Below are 16,166 nucleotides of genomic sequence, written 5' to 3'. Positions count from 1 at the left end.
CCGGCCTGTCCGGTGTTCAGAGCCAGCGGCGGCTGCGGAAGACGACGTAGAGCATGGCGGACACCAGCCCCATGAGCCCGATCGCGAACGGATATCCGTACGTCCACTGCAGCTCCGGCATGGTCTCGAAGTTCATCCCGTACACGGTGCCCACCAGGGTGGGCGCGAACAGGATGGCCGCCCACGCGGATATCTTCTTGACCTCCTCGTTCTGCGCGATGCTCGTCTCGGTCAGGATCTTCATTTCCTCGTTCTGCCGCTGCCCGACCAGGGCCGCGTTGGCCGTGAGAATGTTCTGCAGGAGCTGGCGGAAGCCCTCGATCCGCTCCACGACCTGGACGACGTGGTCGCTGACGTCCCGCAGGTACTGCTGCAGCCCGGCGTCCACGCCGTATTTCACGAAACCCGACGCCAGGGCGTCGAGCATGCCGAGCAGGGGCTTGGTGGCCCGCTGGAACTCGATGACCTCGCGGGAGAGCTCGTAGATACGCCGGCTCACCTCCGGGTCGCCCCGGAAGACCTCGGTCTCGATCTCGTCGATGTCGTTCTCCAGCCCGGCGACGACCGGTGCGTAGTCGTCGACGACCCGGTCGAGGATGGCGTACAGCACCGCCTCGGGGCCTCTGGCCAGCAGGTCCGGCTCGGATTCCATCCGGTGGCGTACCCGCCGCAGGTCCGGCGCATCACCATGACGTACCGTGATGACGAAGTCGTCCCCGACGAAGACGTGCAGCTCGGAGAACTCGACCTCCTCCCGGGTGTCATTGTAGGAAGCCGCCAGCAGAACCACGAAGAGGGTCTTTCCGTACCGCTCCAGTTTGGAGCGCTGATGCGCCTGCACGGCATCCTCGACGGCGAGTTCGTGCAGTTCGAACTCCCGGGCGATCGAAGCGATCTCCCGCTGGTCCGGGCGGACCAGCCCGATCCAGGCGAGGTCCTGCTTGCGCCTGTCACGGCGTCCGTGCAGAAGCTGGTAGGTCTCGGTCAGCGAGTCCGGCCGCACAAGGCGCCGTCCCTCGGAGTAGAACACGTTCTCCATCACCGTCATCACGCCAGCTCCTCGAATGTCTCGCGGATCCGCCAGCAGACAGCGGTCTGGAACCGGGAGCGGGCTGGTTGCTCCCCCAGGACGCTCGCTCGCACCTCGCCGAGGCGGTGACCGGGCCTTGCGCATCGCTGTGTAGGCGTATCGCCGGGTGGTACACAGCAGGCCGGCCATGGACGAACGCGGCCATGGCCGGACGTGAACAAGGTTCGAGCGCACTGCCACAACGGCCAACCGGCTGGTGCGTGAAAGCCCGCTGCACGATCCCGCGCATCTGCTGACACAACCCCTGTGGGTCAGGCCTTGATTCCAGACCACCGCGACGCCGGGCTCATGGGAGCTCGTAACGGACGCCCACCCGCGTTCAGCGCGTCAGATACGACCCGACGACCGCGAGCTGCCCGGCAAGGCAGGGGCTGGGACCGTCGGCCCTTTCTGACAAAGGCCGGCGGCGATGTTTTCACACCGAAGTGACCAGGCTCAGGCGGCGGGGGTCGCCGAGCCAGTCCAGGACAGACAGCGACTATGACCGGGACTCATCCCGCCACCTCCTTCACAGCCAGGCGCTCGCGGGCGCAGACCGCATCCACAAAGAGTGATCGCACGAACGGGAGCCGGGCCAGAACCCACCCCCACGCGCGGAGCACCCCTCCTCGTCAGAGCTTTGGCACTGCACGGCGTAATCCTGACCAGGAAGCCACCTGGGCCCACCCCTTAGCCCGGGGAGAGCTGTCCTGACCCGGGGCGTCTCTCGACGTTCGGGGTCAGTGGCCTGTGTCCGTGCAGACGCCTCACCGAACGAGGTGCCGCATCCCAAGAGTGCCGCCGCACGCGGGACACTGTCAAACCAGGACACGGTGACTTTGACAGCACGAGCCGATCAGGCCCCTCATGCCCGGACGCCGTCACCGACGGCGATCGCGCCCCAGCAGGACGCCCTCAGGACGCGCTGTGTGGGATGGCGCACGGCGCCCACGCGGCGTTCAGGCTCCCGGGCCGAACGCTGGCCGGCCGGCGCGCTCCCGTTCGGACGCCTTCATCCGCGCCTCGTACACATGCCGGCGGCCACCGGCCAGGGCGTCCCGGACCATCCGCTCGGATTCGACAAAGGCCCGGTAGTACCCGTCGTCGTACTCCTCGACGACCTGGAAGGTCCATCGGCCGTCGAGGACGTTGCGCCCGAGCAGGTCCCCGCGGAGCCGTTCGGCGATCCCACCGTGACCGGCGCCGTCCAGCTCCTCCAGCGCCGCTCCGAGCATGAGATCGGCATGGCCGGACATCTGGTGGAACGCGTAGAGATGCCCTCGGGCCCGCTCCACCCACTCCAGCGCCTCGCTGATCTTCCCGACGGCGTGGACCGTGTCCGCGTCGAGTTCCGCGGCGACACTGCCGGCCGCCTCCGCCGCGTCCGGTGCCGGGCTCGGAGCCGGCGGCGGAGCCGGTGCCACCGCCATCGCCATCGCCAGGGTCGGTGCCGGCGCCGGCACCGGGTCGTTCGTCCTCACAACCCGTGAAATGCCCCGCCGGCACCCTGGCGACACCAACACCGCCCGCGAAGCGACCGCGGGGGCCACGGCGGCTGCGGGGGCCACGGCGGCTGCGGGGGCCACCGCGGCTGCGGGGGCCACCGCGGGGCCGGAAGACGCGGCCGGCGGGCAGGCGGCCATGTCAGCCGCTCATCCGTTGCACATCCGGCACGGCCCTCGGGCGGAGCCTGCCAGACGGGCGTAGGCCCACCGGGCGGGAGAGCGGGATGCGCCGGTAGCCTGAGCCTCATGTCCGCTCTGGACCCGACCGCGCAGTCGCCCGTTCTGGCGCACGGCATATATCCCTATCTCGCGGCGCGCTGCTCACCGCCGGACGAACTGCTGACCGATCTCCTCACGGAGACGCGGCGGAAGTTCGGGGAACGTGCCGTGATGCAGATCGGCGCCGAGCTCGGCACCCTGCTGACGCTGCTCACCGCAAGCACCAACGCGCGTCGAGCGATCGAGGTCGGTACGTTCACCGGATATTCGTCGATCTGCATCGCCCGCGGCCTGCCCGCCGACGGCCATCTGCTCTGCTGCGACGTGAGCGAGGAGTGGACGTCGCTGGCGCGTCACTACTGGAAGCGCGCCGGCCTGGAGGACCGGATCGAGCTGCGCCTCGGCCCGGCCGCGGACACGATCGCCGCGCTGCCCGCCGAGCCCGTCTACGACATCGCGCTCATCGACGCGGACAAGACCTCGTACCCGGTCTACTACGACCTGCTGCTGCCGCGGCTGCGCCCGGGCGGGCTGATCCTCGTCGACAACGTGCTCCAGGACGGCAAGGTGCTCGACGAGCGGAGCCAGGACGCGGACGTCCAGGCGATCCAGGCGTTCAACGACACGGTGGCGGCGGACGAGCGGGTACAGGCCGTCCTGCTGGCCGTGTCGGACGGTCTGACCATCGCACGCAAACTGTAGCCCGACGCGCCCACCCGCACCGGCGATGACCCGCGCCGGCGCCAGCCCGCACCAGTGACAACCCGCGTCAGCGCCCACCCGTGCCGAGGCTGGCCCGCACCGGCGATGACCCGCGTCGGGGCGCCCGCGCCAGTGACAATCCGCACCGGGGCCGGTCCGCTCCCCCGCGGCGGCCGCCAGCACCAGTCCCGCCCCCGGCCCTGGCCCCGCGGCGGCCCGACAATCCCTCAGCTACGCGCACGTCCCGTTTCGATCAAGAATATTGAGTGCGGAAACGGCTGTCCTGACAACCACTCGCTCCCTCGTTCTTGCGATCTTGCGATCTTGCGATGTTCGATCGGGAGGCAGGGCGGGGTCAGGACGGGGTTCGGGACAGGTAGGTCTGGACGCGGGTGAGCTCGTGCTCGAGAAAATCGAGGAAGTCGTCGACCTCGTACTCGCTGTATCCGCCCGTCAGCCAGGTGGTGTCGAACCTGGCATCGACGATGTCCCGCGGGGTGAGGCCTGCCGTGGCAGAGGCGGCCGTGGCAGAGGCGGCATCCACCGGGCGGCCGTCCCGCGCCGGCTCCGCCATCGCCTGCAGGCGGTCCAGTGCCTGGCCCACTCTGCCGAGAAAGGCGTCGACCTGGGCGGTGTCGTAGCCGGCGCGGAACCGCGTTCTCGTGAACGTCTTCGCCGCCGCCTCCGCGCCGGTGGCGCCGGGATGGAAGAACCCGGGACCGCCCCGGTACCGGACGGCGGCGGCCCGACGGCTGTCATCACCGGGAGCGTCGGCCAGGGCCGCGGCGGACACCGCGGAGAAGAACGTGTGCAGATTACCGAACTCACGTTCGACGATCCGGAGAAAATCATCGACCTCGCTGTCGCGGTATCCGCTGAAAAATCTGGTGGTATTGAACCTCGTCGACCTGATCTCCGTCGGCGTGATTCTCGGGACGAGCTCGGCCGGCTCCGGCGTCCCCCCGTTCTCGACAACGCGGACGAGGGCGTGCAGCCGACGCAGCTCGACCGCGGCCCAGTCGAGAAAGGAATCGACACCGACCATGCTGTAGCCAGGACGCAGCCGGGTCGCACTGAATGCTTTTACGCAGAGATCGCGGGCCGTCACGATGGGACGGTAGGCGACGGCGCTGTCGCTCCCGCGCTCGCCGCCGGGCGGTGGTATGGGCGGCTGGGGCGACTCCAGGTGCGGCGGGCGTGCTTGCTCCTCCCGTGACCGTGTCCGGGTGGCCCGTGGAACGCCGTCGGCAATTGACTGTTTCACCGTTCCGGATTGTATAGCGAACCATCGGCGAAGAAAGTGTGAGCTCGCAGACCGGATCGCCTTTCGTGTCGGTTCATATTTTTGCGGTAATTATTATTTCTATATTCATAGAACTCTGTTGCCGGTTCGCCTGCCCGGCCCGTTACAGTAACGAGCGGACGCGGCGCTCCCGGCGGGGCGCCACCCGCCCCCCGTCCCAGCCCCGTCCCAGCCTGGTCCTGGTCCTGGTCCTGGTTCCAGCCTGCTCCTGGTCGGCGTGGACGCCCGCCCTGCCCTCGAGCGGCACGTAGCCAGCAAGTACCAGGCAGTCGGCAAGTACCAGGCAGTCGGCAAGTACAAGTACATGGAGCGGCCGATGACAGCCACAACGAGTACCGTCGGCGGGCTCGTCCTCGCCGCCGGGGCCGGACGTCGCTTCGGTGCTCCAAAAGCTCTGGTCACCCTGAGTGGTGAACCTCTGGTCCGGCGATGCGCCCGGATGCTCACTGACGGTGGATGCGTCCCGGTGCTTGTGGTTCTCGGCGCGCGGGCGGCTGACGTGATCAGATCCACCGGCCTGCCCGGGGGGCAGGTCGTCCTGGCGCCGGACTGGGCGGTGGGGATGAGCGCGTCGCTGCGTCGCGGGCTCGCGGCGTTTGCCGCCGGCGGGGCAGGCCCTGCCGGCTCCGCCGGCGGGGAGCGAACCGGCGGGGAGCGGAACAGCCAGGGCCGGAGCAGCGAAGAGCGGCGGGACGACGAAGACCCGCGGGACGACGAAGCCCGGCGGAACGACGGAGACCGGCGGAGCAGTGGGCGGCGGCCGGCGGGACACACCGGTGTCGAGGCGGTCGTGATCGCGCTGGTCGACCAGCCGCTGATCGGCGCTGAGGCGGTGCGCAGGCTGCTCGCGGCCCATGCCGCCGGTGCCGTCGCGGCGGTCGCCAGCTACGGCGGGCAACCGCGCAACCCGGTCCTGCTGGACAGGACGGTGTGGGCCGAGGTGTCCACCCTCGCCCATGGTGACATCGGGGCGCGGGCCTGGCTGCGGAGCAATCCGGACCAGGTCGTCATGGTGCCCTGCGACGGCACCGGCTCCCCCCACGACGTCGACACCCCCGACGACCTGGCGGCGCTGGTCGCCTCCAGCCCGGTCACACCCGATCTGATCACGCCCGGTTCGGCCGCGGCTGGCGGTCGGCCGTCGGCGCCGCCCGGCAGCGACGGCCGACCGCCGGACATCGACCCGCCGGACATCGACCCGCCGGACATCGACCCGCCGGACATCGACCCGCCGGTCTGATCGTCGGGGCGGTTTTCGTGCGATCCGGTCAGTTGGCAAGCCCTCGTGGGGGGAGGCCGGCCGTACGGTAGACATCGTCGATGAGGCGCATGGTGACGACCGCGTCCTCGGCCGGTGTCAGTGTCGGTTCGCCGTACAGCACCGCGCGGGCGAAAGCACGCAACTGGGCGTCGAACGTCGTTTCCCCGCGCACTGTCTCCCGGCGGGTGTGCCCCTGCGTCGTCCAGCGGATCTGGTTGAAGACATGTGGGCGGACAAAGTTGGCGACCCGCAGTTCACCACGGTCCCCGATAACGTGGGCGGCGATCCGCAGGAAGCGCCGGGACCACAGCGAGCAGTCGATCCGCCCGGTCGAGCCGTCGGGAAAGCTGAACTCCGCGGTCATGGCGCGGTCAATGCGTGGCGCGTGCAGCAGGGCGCGCGCCGAGACGACCTTCGGTTCGCCCTCACCGAGCAGCCGCATACAGTGAATGGCATAGCACCCGGTATCCATCATGGCCCCGCCGCCGAGCTCGTAACTGTAGCGGATCTCGTCGTCGAAAAGCGGCCAGGGAATGCACATCCAGGTACGGATCGAACGCACCGTGCCGAGACTGCCGTCCCGCACGATCTTGTGCATACGCTCCGCCAGCGGGTGATACCGGTAGTGGAAGGCCTCGGTGACGACAACGCCGGCGGACGCCGCCGCCTCGGCGACGGCACGTGCCTCCGCCTCGTTGGCGGTGAACGGTTTCTCGCACAGCACGTGCTTCCCGGCCTCGATCGCGCGCAGGGTCCACTGCGCGTGCAGGGCGTTGGGCAGCGGAATGTACACCGCGTCGACGTCGGGATCGTCGAGCAGCGCGTCGTATGACTCGTGCGCCACCGGGACCGCGTATTTCTCGGCGAACCGGTCGGCCCGCTCGGTATCGCGGTCCGCCACCGCGACCACCGCGGCGGTCGGCAGCCGTGCCGCGGGTTTCATGATGGCCGCCGGGGCGATCCGAGCGGCGCCAAGAATGCCGATCCTCACCTGATCCACCGATACCGTCCTTTCCTGTTCGGTGGCCGGGAACAGCCGCCAGCTCAGTCGGGCAGCGCCGATCGTGGCGACGGCCGGAACCGGTCAGAATGCGTTTCTGTATTCGGTGTCGTGGGCACTCCTGGTAAATTGTGCAAGATCACTCTACCTCCGGTGTGGAGGCTGTCCCACGCGACCTGCGTCACTTCGACGGGCGCGGCCGATACACCCGGAAGGACGCACTGTCAATTACCGGCCGCTGTTCCATTCCCAACTACCCACCAGGACACAGTGACCCACCAGCACACCGGCACGCACACGCCTTGTTCAGCTCCCTGCCGACACCCCGGCACCCGGCATCCCGACAACCGGACACCCGAAATCCCCGCACGTTCCGAGGAGAGGCCTGAACAAAACCTTCCACTAAAGATCTTAATAAAAACACCATTCAGATCATCTATACGAAAATTTCCAACGGTCTCCAACAGGAGGAGACGTTGTTCTGTGCGTCACCGGATACCGGACGGCGAACAGCATGACTCCGGCCGCCAGGGCGACGAGGTGCCACCCGTACCGCCCGTGCTCACCACGGGAGCCGGCAGGATCTGATCTCGGGTGCCGGATTGTCGGGGGGTGGCAGCAGACCCATCTGTGCCAGGGCTGCCCGGCCGAGTGGTGTTTCCGGGTCGCCGAGGGCGAGCGGGAGGTCGAAGTGGTTCCGGGCGGGCACTACAAGATCGATAACTGGCGTTCCCGCCCGGGTCAGGGACGATACGAACTGTGCGTGCTGGGCGGCGAAGGCGGCCGTCTCGTTGTCGCCGCGGGCGACTATCAGCGGTGGGAGGTCGCCGTGGACATGGCGAACCGGGCTGTTGTGGGCCGCTTCGGCGGCGGTGAGCCTGATCTGTTCCCCGACGTAGGTGTGCCGCAGTGGCTCGAGGTCGTAGATACCGCTGAGCAGACAGGCACCGCGGATCACGTCGGAGGGGTGCAGGGCAGGCGGGAGCCAGCCGTCCATCACGCACATCGCGGCGAGATGGGCCCCGGCGGAAGAACCGCTCAGGAAGATCCGTCGGGGGTCGACGCCCAGCTCGGCGGCATGCTGGAACAACCACAGGACGGCGTTACGGACCATGGCGACGATCTCGTCCAGCCGGTGGGCGGGCGCGAGCCCGTACCCCAAGGCGGCGAAGGCCGCTCCTTTCGCGACGAAGCCCGGCGCGGCAAAGGACGATTCTTCCCTGCTCAGCTCCTGCCAGTAGCCGCCGTGGATGAAGACCTGTAGCGGCGCGTGGGGGCCGGTGGCGGGGAAGAAATGGAGCCGCTGGGCGGGGGTGTCCCCGTAGGGGATTTCCTTCCATGGCAGGGCCGCGCGGGCGTCGGCCGACCTGTCCGCGTACAGCCGCAGGTACGTTCTCATGTCGGGTACGGTCAGGCTGGGTGAATACGCCTGGTCACGTAGTTCCCGGCTGCTTTCCCATGGGGACGGTGACGTCCCGTCGGCCATGGCCCCGCCGTCTCCCACTTCTTGTCTCCACATTCTTGTCTCCCGCGTCGCCGCGGGTTCCCGCCGGCCTGGCCATCGGATTCCCGGCGAGGAGAGTCAGGGCCGCGCGCCGGCGGCGGGCCTGCCGTCGTCCGGCTGGCCGAAACAGCTCCTCGCGTCCCAGAGCTCCGGATAGAACTTCAGCGGGACCCGTTCCGCCAGATAGCCGCTACCCGTGCTGCCGCCCGTCCCAGGTTTGCCGCCGAGCTGGCGCATCACCGTCATCTGGTGCCGCAGACGCCAGATCGACCACAGCTGGTCGTGCTCGATCAGAGCTTCGGAAAGCTCCCACAGCCCGTTGTACCGATCGTCGCCGACCGCTATCTCGTGGAAGGCGGCCGCTCGCTGCCGTGGGGTGCCGACGCTGAGACCAGCGACGGCCAGCAGGGTGATGAAAGCGTCCCACAGGTCCGGTTCGGCCAGTCGTAGGGACAGCCGCTGGTGGTCCTCGGCGCTCAGCCAGGCGGCTCTGTCCAGCCAGCCGTTGTCGTCGGCACCGGACAGGAACTCTATCTCTCGGAACTGTGCCGACTGGAACCCGCTGGACGACCCGAGCGCGCCACGGAACTCAAGGAACCCGTGCGGCGTCATGGTGTCGACGACGTCGATCTGGTTCACCAGCACACGCTCGATCTCGTGGCAGCGGCGCAGCCGGAGACGGGCCCGGTAGGCGTCACCGTCGAGCATCCGGTCCCTGGCGTTGGAAAGCTCGAACAGCAGCACCTTGAACCACAGCTCGTACACCTGGTGGACGGTGATGAAGAGCAGCTCGTCGTGGGCAGGGGGCGAGCTTCTGCACCGCTGCTGGTCGAGCACGTGGGGAAGGCGCAGGTAGGTCGCGTAGGTGAGTCCGCTGTCGTGATCGACGGAAGGCCGCATATGCCCTCACCCGATCCCGTGGGCGGCGAATGCCTCGCTCGCCCCGGGAAGATCGAGGACGCCGGCGGATTCGCACATCCGCCGGGTGGCCTGGGCGGCCTCGCGGATTCGCCGAGTCGCGGCGGCCCCCCCGTAGACGTCCCGGAGCACGGTGTCGGCGGTGGGCTCGTCGAGGCCTGCGAGCAGGAGGGAGGACCGGACCGGCGCGGTGTCCCAGACGAGGCACGCCCTGATCAGAGGTGGGATGGCGTGCGCCACACGCTCCCGGAGCGAGGGCTGCAGATGCGTCCACAGCAGGTGGAAGAAAGCGACGAAGAATCGGTGGTGGCGTCCCTCGTCGCGGGCATGGTCCCGGGTCACCTCCCGGACCGCGGTGACGACCGTGGGATTGTTGGGGACTTCGTTGAGGACCGCGGTTATCAGCGTCTCGAACACGATCACCTGCAGCAGCTGGGCGAGCACCGGTTCGCCGGGGAGAATGGCGCGCCCGGTCTCCTCGAGACGTTCGACGAAACCGCCGTAGTCCCACCGGGGTATCGGGATCCCCGTGGCGGTGGCGATCTGGTCGGCCAGGTCGAGACTGTACAGCGAATGATATCCCTCGTCACAGTAGATTTTGTAGGCGTCCAGACGACATGAAGGGGGCAGGTCGAAGCCCACCCGGTTGCCGGCTATCCGCTCCGCCCCACGGTTGACGATCCTGGTCTCCAGGTGCGTGGCCGACAACAGGAACTGGTACAGGTGACGCACGGTGAGTTCCCGTGCCAGGGCGGCCGGGAGAACGCGGACGGCTTCATGGGCAAGATACGGCACCAGCTCGGACGGAAAGAACACCCGCCCTTCCTCCATTTCCTGGTGAAACGCCCGCCGGCTCCCACCGCGGACGCCCGCCGAACGGTACCAGTCGCTCATCGGCCGGGCCGCTCCCAGCGGCCATCCCGGTTTCTGCTCCATCCTCAGCCCTCGATGCTTTCATAGCGCGTGGCATCAACCGGACGGGAGACAGCGGCTCTTTCCTCACCGCACGGCCCAGCCGTGGTCGTGGTCGTGGTCGTGGTCGTGGACGCGGACGCGGACGCGGACGCGTCAAGAAAGCGAACGATACGGCTGATGCCCTCCGTCACCACGGCCCGGTCGGTGGCATAGCAGATCCGGAACCATCCCGGATCGGGGCTGGCGAAGAACTGGCCTGGCAGGACGTTGACACGGGCCCGCTCAAGAAGCCTCTCCCACAGGTCGTGTTCGGCCGCGAAGGTGGGAGCGGCCAGCCACGCCCCCAGATCGGCCCACAGCGAGAACCCCGCCCCCACCGGCACGAAGGGAATACCAGCGGCGGAGAGGAGCTCGGCCGACGAGGCATGGGAAAGGGCAAGCCGCCGACGGCTCTCCGCGAGGAAACGGGCAACCCACGCGTGGTCGGCGAGAACGTCCCGCAGAAGCGCCTGGGTGTCGGTCGAGGTCGCGGCGAAATAGGCGAGCGCCCGGGCCGCGGCGCGGACCTCGGGATCGGGACTGCACAGAACACCGATCTTGAAGCCGGGCAGCCCGAAGTCCTTCGCGAACCCCCACACGACGTGGACCCGTCCGGTTCCGGCCGTCCTCACCTCGGGATCGAGGAAGCTGACGAACGGTGTCTCGCCGAAGACCGAGCTGGCGTAGATCTCGTCCGCGATGACGTCCACCCCGTGCCGGCCGGCGACCTCGGCGATCTCCCGGAGGACCCGTGGCGGGTGGACATGGCCGACCGGGTTCCCCGGCGAGGCCAGTGCCACGGCACGGACGGTGATCCCCCGCTCGCGGGCACGGGTGAGAGCATGATCTATCCCCGAGGCCGTCACCTGGAAGTTCCCGCCCGCGCTCAGGGGCACGGGCAGCAGGCGGGCGCCGGAACGTCCGGCCAGGTCGACGTCGAAGGCCCCGTAGTAGGGAGCGGGCACGATGATCGCCTCCCCCGGGTCGCACAGGACGGAGGCGATGACGTCCAGGGCACCTGTCGCCCCGCTGACCACGACAAGGTGCCGCGGATCCACCTCCGTCCGGCAGACACCGGTGAGGAAACGGGCGAGCTGTTCCCGGAAGGCGTCGGTGCCGTGCAGCGGGGCGTAGTGGGTGTCCGCGGCGGTCAGCGGCCGCGGGCCGGTCAGCCGGGGCGCCAGCAGGTCCCACACCAGCCGGTTCTCCGCCGTGCCGAGGTTGACGTACCCGTCCGGACGCAGCCGGGGATGGTACGGATCCGCCTCCGCCCGGAAGTGCGCCGCGGCGATCGCCGGCGGCTGGGCAGCCAGCGCCGCCGCGCGCCTCGACACCATCAGTGGCCTCCCGGACGGCCGCCGCGCGCCTGACCGGATTCCGCGGGGTGCTCGGTGAACAGCCCGGGACGCACCCCCAGGCCCATCGACGCGTCCACGACCGCCCCGTGCAGCACGCAGGAACTGTCGCCGGACAGCCACCACACCAGCTCCGCGATCTCCTCCGGCCGGATCAGCCTGCCTTTCGGCAGATTCGCCTCGAAGTCGAGCCGGGCCTGCGGCGCCAGCCGGTCGAGCGTGCTCTCCCGCAGCATGGGCGTGTCGACCGCCCCCGGGCACACCGCCATGACATCGACCGGGGAATGCGCCGTCTCCGCCGCGAGATGGCGGGTCAGGTAGGCGAGCGCCGCTTTGCTCATGCCGTCCACGACGTCGAATCCCGGGAACTGGGTCACCCCGCCACCGACGCTGCAGATATTGACGATCTTCCCGTAGCCGCGGTCCAGCATGCCCGGGAGGAGGCGCCGGATCAGCCACAGCGGGCCGATGCTGTTGATCCGTAGGAACGCCTCGTCCCGGTCGTGCGGGTCCGGGACGTACCGGTCGATGCTCCGCGTGCCCACGGCGGCGTTGTTGACGAGCACGTCCACCGGGCCGGGAAGCGCCGCCAGCAGATCGTCGTGGCTGTCCCGCTCCCCCTGCCTGAACTCGAAGGCGCATACCTGGGCACCGCCAGTCGTGCGCAGGTCCGACGCGACCGACTCGGCGACGTCCCGCCGGGAGTGGTAGGTGAACCACACGTTGTCACCATTGCGAGCGAACCGTGTCACGGTGGCCAGACCCACACCACTGGAGCCACCAGTGATCAGGACGTTCCGCGGCATCGTGTCCTTTCCTGTGATCCTGTCCTGTGATCCTGTGGAGAGCGGCTCCTGTGCGCAGCGGCGCGCCGGGGCGTACGCCGGCCCGTCACGAGACGCCCGGAGCAGCCCTGAGGAGGGTGCGCCGAACCACCCGGCCCAGACGAGCTGTCGATCACGCGGTCCAGCTCCGGCAGCGTGGTCGGCAGTCATGCGGGTCGAGGCGGTCGGGTCGTTCCTCGTGGCCGGGATGTGTGCCGTCAGCGACGGCAGCACACGTCCCAGCCTGCGCCGGATGGTTACGGAAGTCTCATGACGCGGACTCTGCCCGCAGCGCCCACGGTCCGGGACGACAGCGAGTCGTGGTCAGCGGATACGGACTCTAGCAGCACTTTCACCCCGTATCCACGGTCTTCTTCCCATTTTTTCCCGGTAGGTTCGGATCGAACACGAGCGGCCTCCAGGCTTGCCCGCGACGCCAGCCGGGCTCGTGTCGGTGCGGACTTCGTACGCCCAGCTCGCGACGCATGCGGTGCCAGCATCGGATCACTGGCAGGAGTGGCCGGCCATGGCGGCGTTGACGATCAGAGATCTGGATGGCGAGGTGAAGGCGCGGCTGCGGGTCCGCGCGGCGCACAACGGCCGGTCCATGGAGGCGGAGGCCCGGGCGATCCTCCGAGCCGCCATGGCCGACGCCCCGATCGCGGCCGTCCGCCGCTCACGCTCCGCCGGCCTCGCCACCCGCAACACCCTCGCCACCCGCAACACCAGGGACTTCACCCACACCGGCATCGACCTGACAAACCCCTGGCAGACAACACCAGCCGACTGACCGGGCCGAGCATCATGGGATGATCCGACGCTGTGAGCTCCCCGTTACTTCAACCATCGGCCATCGCCGCCGCCTATCCCCACCGCTATGCGGTGGTGGACGTGGAGACCTCCGGACTGATAGCACAGCGCAGCCGAATACTCTCGGTAGCCGTAGTGCACGTGGCGTCGGACGGCACGGTGGAACGGCGATGGTCGACCCTGCTCGATCCGGGATGCGATCCCGGGCCGGTGCACATTCACGGGCTCACCCGCGAACGGCTGGCCGGCAGCCCCACATTCGACCTGGTGGCCGATTCTCTGCTGCCGCTGCTCGACGGCCGGATCTTCGTCGCGCACAACGCGGTTTTCGACTGGCAGATGCTTGCCACCGAAGCAATGCGGCTGGGCATCCGCCTTCCTGTCGAATGGCGGCTGTGTACCCGGGTTCTCGCCCGCCGGCTCGATCTCGACCTGCCGAACCTCAAACTGGCCACGCTGGCGGGATACTGGGGAGTCGTCCAACGCCAGGCCCACGACGCCGTCGACGATGCCGACGTCCTCGCCGCTCTGCTGCCGCGGGCGTTGGGGCACGCCGCCAGCCAGCAACTGGACCTGCCCCTTGCCCCCTGCGGCACAGCGCGTGACAACGTGGCAATCCTGCCCGCCCGGCCCCGGGCGACCACGCGAAAACCGCCCTGCCCCTATCTCAATCCGGGGCTGCTCACCGTTGGCGGGCCGCTCGTCCAGGGCATGCGGATTGCCTTCACCGGAGATACCGTTATTGATCGTGAAGAATTAGTCGAGAAAGCTACGGCTGCCGGACTACACGTCACCAGCGCGGTCAGCCGTCGGACCAGCGTTGTGGTCACCAACGACATCCGCAGCGGAACGAGCAAGGCCCGCGCCGCGCTGACACATGGCACGCCAGTGCTCGACGAGCGGGGCTTCCTGAACCTGCTCGACGCTGTCCGTCCCGGCCGGCGCCGGGAGGAACAGCGCGCCCCTGAGCCCGTGCCGGTGCCGACCGCGGGCCCGACGCCGCCCGGCACGCACGCTGACACGGCGTCCGCCAGACCCGGGGCGTCCGCCAGACCCGGCCGGAGCCAGACCCGCGCCGCGCCGACAGAGGGCCTGCCGGCAGATGGCCTGCCGACGCGCCCCGCCCAGGCCCCGCCGGCTCCACCAACGCCTGCCTCTCATCCCTTCGCGGGCCGCCGCATACTTGTGCTCGGTGGAGCACACGCCGAGGCTGCCCAGCTCAGGGAGCGCATCACAGCCTTCCGCGGGATCCCCGCGGTGAACGTCACCGCGAGCCTTGCCCTCGTCGTCTGTCTGGACGGTGGCGAGCAGAACCGTCGCATGCCCCGTATCCGGCACCTCGACATCCCTGTCGTGACCGCCGAGGCATTCCTGCGTGACATCGCGGGCCAGCGCCATCCCGGACCGGCAGCAGGCGGGACCGGGCCCGATGCGACAGTTGCCGCCGGCGCACCCCAGCCACCCGCCGGCCAGGTGCTCACCGGACGGGTCCTGCCCCGCGGCGGCGTCCAGGATCTGCCGACGGCCGCTGCCGGCACACGATGGGCCATCGCTGCCACCTGGTCCTGGGAGGTCCGCGATGTCGACCTTGTCGCGTTCCTCGTCGGTGACGACGATCTGGTTGGGACCGATGACGACTTCGTGTTCTACAACCAGCCGCAGGCTGCCGACGAGGCTGTCGTGCTCCGGGTCGACGGCCCCGCGGAACAGGCCATCACGGTGGATCTCGCCGCCATCCCGGATGACACACGAAAGATCATCATCGCGGCGGCTCTCGACGGATCCCGGACGTTCGGTGAGATCGGGCCGATCGAAGTCGGCGCTCAGACACCGGACGCGGCAACGTGGCTGCGTGCCACCCTCGACGCCGCCACCACCGAACGGACCCTGATACTCGCCGAGATCTACCGGCGGGCGGACGCCTGGCGCTTCCGGGTCGTCGGCCAGGGTTACAACCACGGACTCGCCGACCTGGCCCGCGCCCACGGCATCGAGGTCGAGGACTGAAAGTGGCACGCGAATGGCACGGCGTTGCGAGCTTCTGTCCTGTAAAGCGGCTCGGATCCGTCCACCAACCTCCAGGCTTGTCCGCAACGTCAGCCGGGTCTGGCGCGCACTCCGCTCACGTGCGGCTTGCAATGCATGCAGTGCTAGCATTGGATCGTCGGAAGGAGTGACTGGAAGGGGTGGTAGGTCATGGCGACGTTGACGATCAGGGATCTGGACGACGAGGTGAAGGCGCGGCTGCGGGTCCGCGCGGCGCACAACGGCCGGTCCATGGAGGCGGAGGCCCGGGCGATCCTCCGGGCCGCCCTGACCGGGCCGGCCCCGCGACGCGGGCTGGGCAGCCAGATCCACCAGTACTTCGCGGACCTCGACGAGGACGTGGAGCTCGCCCTGCCGCCACGCACGGAGCCACCGAGGGCGGCGGACTTCTCCTCATGATCGCACTGGACACGAACGTCGTCTCGGAGCTGATGCGCGCCCGGGCCGACCCAGGGGTCATCGCCTGGGTCGACAGCCAGCCCGCCGACGAGATCTACCTGACCGCGGTGGCCCTGGCCGAGCTGCGCTACGGCATCGCCCGGCTACCCGAGGGGCGGCGCCGCACCGACCTGGCCGACCGGCTGCGACGTGCCGTCGAGGCGGGTTTCACCGGCCGTGTCCTGCCCTTCGACGACGACGCGGCGGCCCACTACGCGGACATCGTCGTGGGCCGCGAGCGGCAGGGCCTGTCCATCG

The 16,166-nt window shown here is 69.1% G+C and carries 15 protein-coding genes and 1 riboswitch; of the genes, 6 read left to right on the top strand and 9 right to left on the bottom strand.

Annotation, left to right across the window (positions count from 1 at the left end; genetic code table 11):
• Nucleotides 1-16: 16 nt before the first annotated feature.
• Nucleotides 17-1,048, bottom strand: coding sequence for a magnesium/cobalt transporter CorA (gene corA / locus AC5LSR_RS12830; RefSeq protein ID WP_250285397.1), 1,032 nt, complete (start codon nt 1,046-1,048; stop codon nt 17-19).
• 639 nt (nt 1,049-1,687) lie between these two features.
• Nucleotides 1,688-1,855: riboswitch (M-box (ykoK) riboswitch) on the bottom strand.
• A gap of 173 nt (nt 1,856-2,028) precedes the next feature.
• Complete coding sequence (locus AC5LSR_RS12825) at nt 2,029-2,532, bottom strand: hypothetical protein (protein ID WP_250285396.1); 504 nt, start codon at nt 2,530-2,532, stop codon at nt 2,029-2,031.
• Nucleotides 2,533-2,820: 288 nt separating this feature from the next.
• Here AC5LSR_RS12825 and AC5LSR_RS12820 point away from each other — a divergent pair, with 288 nt between their 5' ends.
• Complete coding sequence (locus tag AC5LSR_RS12820) at nt 2,821-3,495, top strand: O-methyltransferase (RefSeq protein WP_250285395.1); 675 nt, start codon at nt 2,821-2,823, stop codon at nt 3,493-3,495.
• 355 nt (nt 3,496-3,850) lie between these two features.
• On the opposite strand, the gene AC5LSR_RS12815 is transcribed toward AC5LSR_RS12820, so the two are convergent.
• Nucleotides 3,851-4,540, bottom strand: a complete 690-nt coding sequence (locus tag AC5LSR_RS12815) for a DivIVA domain-containing protein (RefSeq protein WP_250285394.1) — start codon at nt 4,538-4,540, stop codon at nt 3,851-3,853.
• A 475-nt stretch (nt 4,541-5,015) separates the two neighbouring features.
• On the opposite strand from AC5LSR_RS12815, the gene AC5LSR_RS12810 reads away from it, so the two are divergent.
• The gene (locus AC5LSR_RS12810) at nt 5,016-6,038 is read left to right on the top strand and encodes a nucleotidyltransferase family protein (RefSeq protein ID WP_250285393.1); all 1,023 of its coding nucleotides are present in this window, start codon (nt 5,016-5,018) and stop codon (nt 6,036-6,038) included.
• Between the two features lie 28 nt (nt 6,039-6,066).
• Here AC5LSR_RS12810 and AC5LSR_RS12805 read toward each other — a convergent pair whose 3' ends face one another.
• The 6 genes from AC5LSR_RS12805 to AC5LSR_RS12780 all read right to left on the bottom strand — a co-directional run bounded on the left by AC5LSR_RS12805 (nt 6,067) and on the right by AC5LSR_RS12780 (nt 12,596).
• Complete coding sequence (locus tag AC5LSR_RS12805; RefSeq protein ID WP_250285392.1) at nt 6,067-7,059, bottom strand: Gfo/Idh/MocA family protein; 993 nt, start codon at nt 7,057-7,059, stop codon at nt 6,067-6,069.
• Between the two features lie 562 nt (nt 7,060-7,621).
• The gene (locus tag AC5LSR_RS12800; RefSeq protein ID WP_250289871.1) at nt 7,622-8,458 is read right to left on the bottom strand and encodes an alpha/beta hydrolase; all 837 of its coding nucleotides are present in this window, start codon (nt 8,456-8,458) and stop codon (nt 7,622-7,624) included.
• 183 nt (nt 8,459-8,641) lie between these two features.
• A complete protein-coding gene (locus AC5LSR_RS12795) occupies nt 8,642-9,463 on the bottom strand; it encodes a tryptophan 2,3-dioxygenase family protein (RefSeq protein WP_250285390.1) in 822 nt (273 codons plus the stop codon).
• Nucleotides 9,464-9,469: 6 nt separating this feature from the next.
• A complete protein-coding gene (locus AC5LSR_RS12790) occupies nt 9,470-10,312 on the bottom strand; it encodes a diiron oxygenase (RefSeq protein ID WP_493468497.1) in 843 nt (280 codons plus the stop codon).
• A 107-nt stretch (nt 10,313-10,419) separates the two neighbouring features.
• Nucleotides 10,420-11,772 (bottom strand): aminotransferase class I/II-fold pyridoxal phosphate-dependent enzyme, encoded by a 1,353-nt coding sequence (locus AC5LSR_RS12785; RefSeq protein ID WP_250289870.1) that lies wholly within the window; start codon nt 11,770-11,772, stop codon nt 10,420-10,422.
• The gene (locus AC5LSR_RS12780) at nt 11,772-12,596 is read right to left on the bottom strand and encodes an SDR family NAD(P)-dependent oxidoreductase (protein WP_250285387.1); all 825 of its coding nucleotides are present in this window, start codon (nt 12,594-12,596) and stop codon (nt 11,772-11,774) included. The genes AC5LSR_RS12785 and AC5LSR_RS12780 overlap by 1 nt, the downstream gene beginning before the upstream one ends.
• 508 nt (nt 12,597-13,104) lie before the next feature.
• Between AC5LSR_RS12780 and AC5LSR_RS12775 the strand changes: the two genes are divergently transcribed.
• The 4 genes from AC5LSR_RS12775 to AC5LSR_RS12760 form a co-directional block, all read left to right on the top strand.
• Nucleotides 13,105-13,404, top strand: coding sequence for a FitA-like ribbon-helix-helix domain-containing protein (locus tag AC5LSR_RS12775; protein ID WP_493468496.1), 300 nt, complete (start codon nt 13,105-13,107; stop codon nt 13,402-13,404).
• Nucleotides 13,405-13,436: 32 nt separating this feature from the next.
• Nucleotides 13,437-15,431, top strand: a complete 1,995-nt coding sequence (locus AC5LSR_RS12770; protein WP_493468495.1) for a DEDDh family exonuclease — start codon at nt 13,437-13,439, stop codon at nt 15,429-15,431.
• A 189-nt stretch (nt 15,432-15,620) separates the two neighbouring features.
• A complete protein-coding gene (locus AC5LSR_RS12765) occupies nt 15,621-15,869 on the top strand; it encodes a FitA-like ribbon-helix-helix domain-containing protein (protein ID WP_250285595.1) in 249 nt (82 codons plus the stop codon).
• Nucleotides 15,866-16,166: PIN domain-containing protein (locus AC5LSR_RS12760; RefSeq protein WP_493468494.1), on the top strand; the 301-nt coding region annotated here is incomplete at its 3' end. The genes AC5LSR_RS12765 and AC5LSR_RS12760, both read left to right, overlap by 4 nt.

This window comes from Protofrankia sp. CiP1_Cm_nod4, assembly GCF_982290645.1.
Note: the sequence above shows the minus strand (reverse complement) of the source record. Positions and strands in the feature narration are given on the sequence as shown.

Coding starts and splice junctions, on each gene's coding strand:
- AC5LSR_RS12820 (WP_250285395.1), top strand. CDS start 2,821: ATGTCCGCTCTGGACCCGACCGCGCAGTCGCCCGTTCTGGCGCACGGC.
- AC5LSR_RS12800 (WP_250289871.1), bottom strand. CDS start 8,458: ATGAGAACGTACCTGCGGCTGTACGCGGACAGGTCGGCCGACGCCCGC.
- AC5LSR_RS12765 (WP_250285595.1), top strand. CDS start 15,621: ATGGCGACGTTGACGATCAGGGATCTGGACGACGAGGTGAAGGCGCGG.
- AC5LSR_RS12785 (WP_250289870.1), bottom strand. CDS start 11,772: ATGGTGTCGAGGCGCGCGGCGGCGCTGGCTGCCCAGCCGCCGGCGATC.
- AC5LSR_RS12795 (WP_250285390.1), bottom strand. CDS start 9,463: ATGCGGCCTTCCGTCGATCACGACAGCGGACTCACCTACGCGACCTAC.
- AC5LSR_RS12815 (WP_250285394.1), bottom strand. CDS start 4,540: ATGGTCGGTGTCGATTCCTTTCTCGACTGGGCCGCGGTCGAGCTGCGT.
- corA (WP_250285397.1), bottom strand. CDS start 1,048: ATGACGGTGATGGAGAACGTGTTCTACTCCGAGGGACGGCGCCTTGTG.
- AC5LSR_RS12780 (WP_250285387.1), bottom strand. CDS start 12,596: ATGCCGCGGAACGTCCTGATCACTGGTGGCTCCAGTGGTGTGGGTCTG.
- AC5LSR_RS12790 (WP_493468497.1), bottom strand. CDS start 10,312: ATGGAGGAAGGGCGGGTGTTCTTTCCGTCCGAGCTGGTGCCGTATCTT.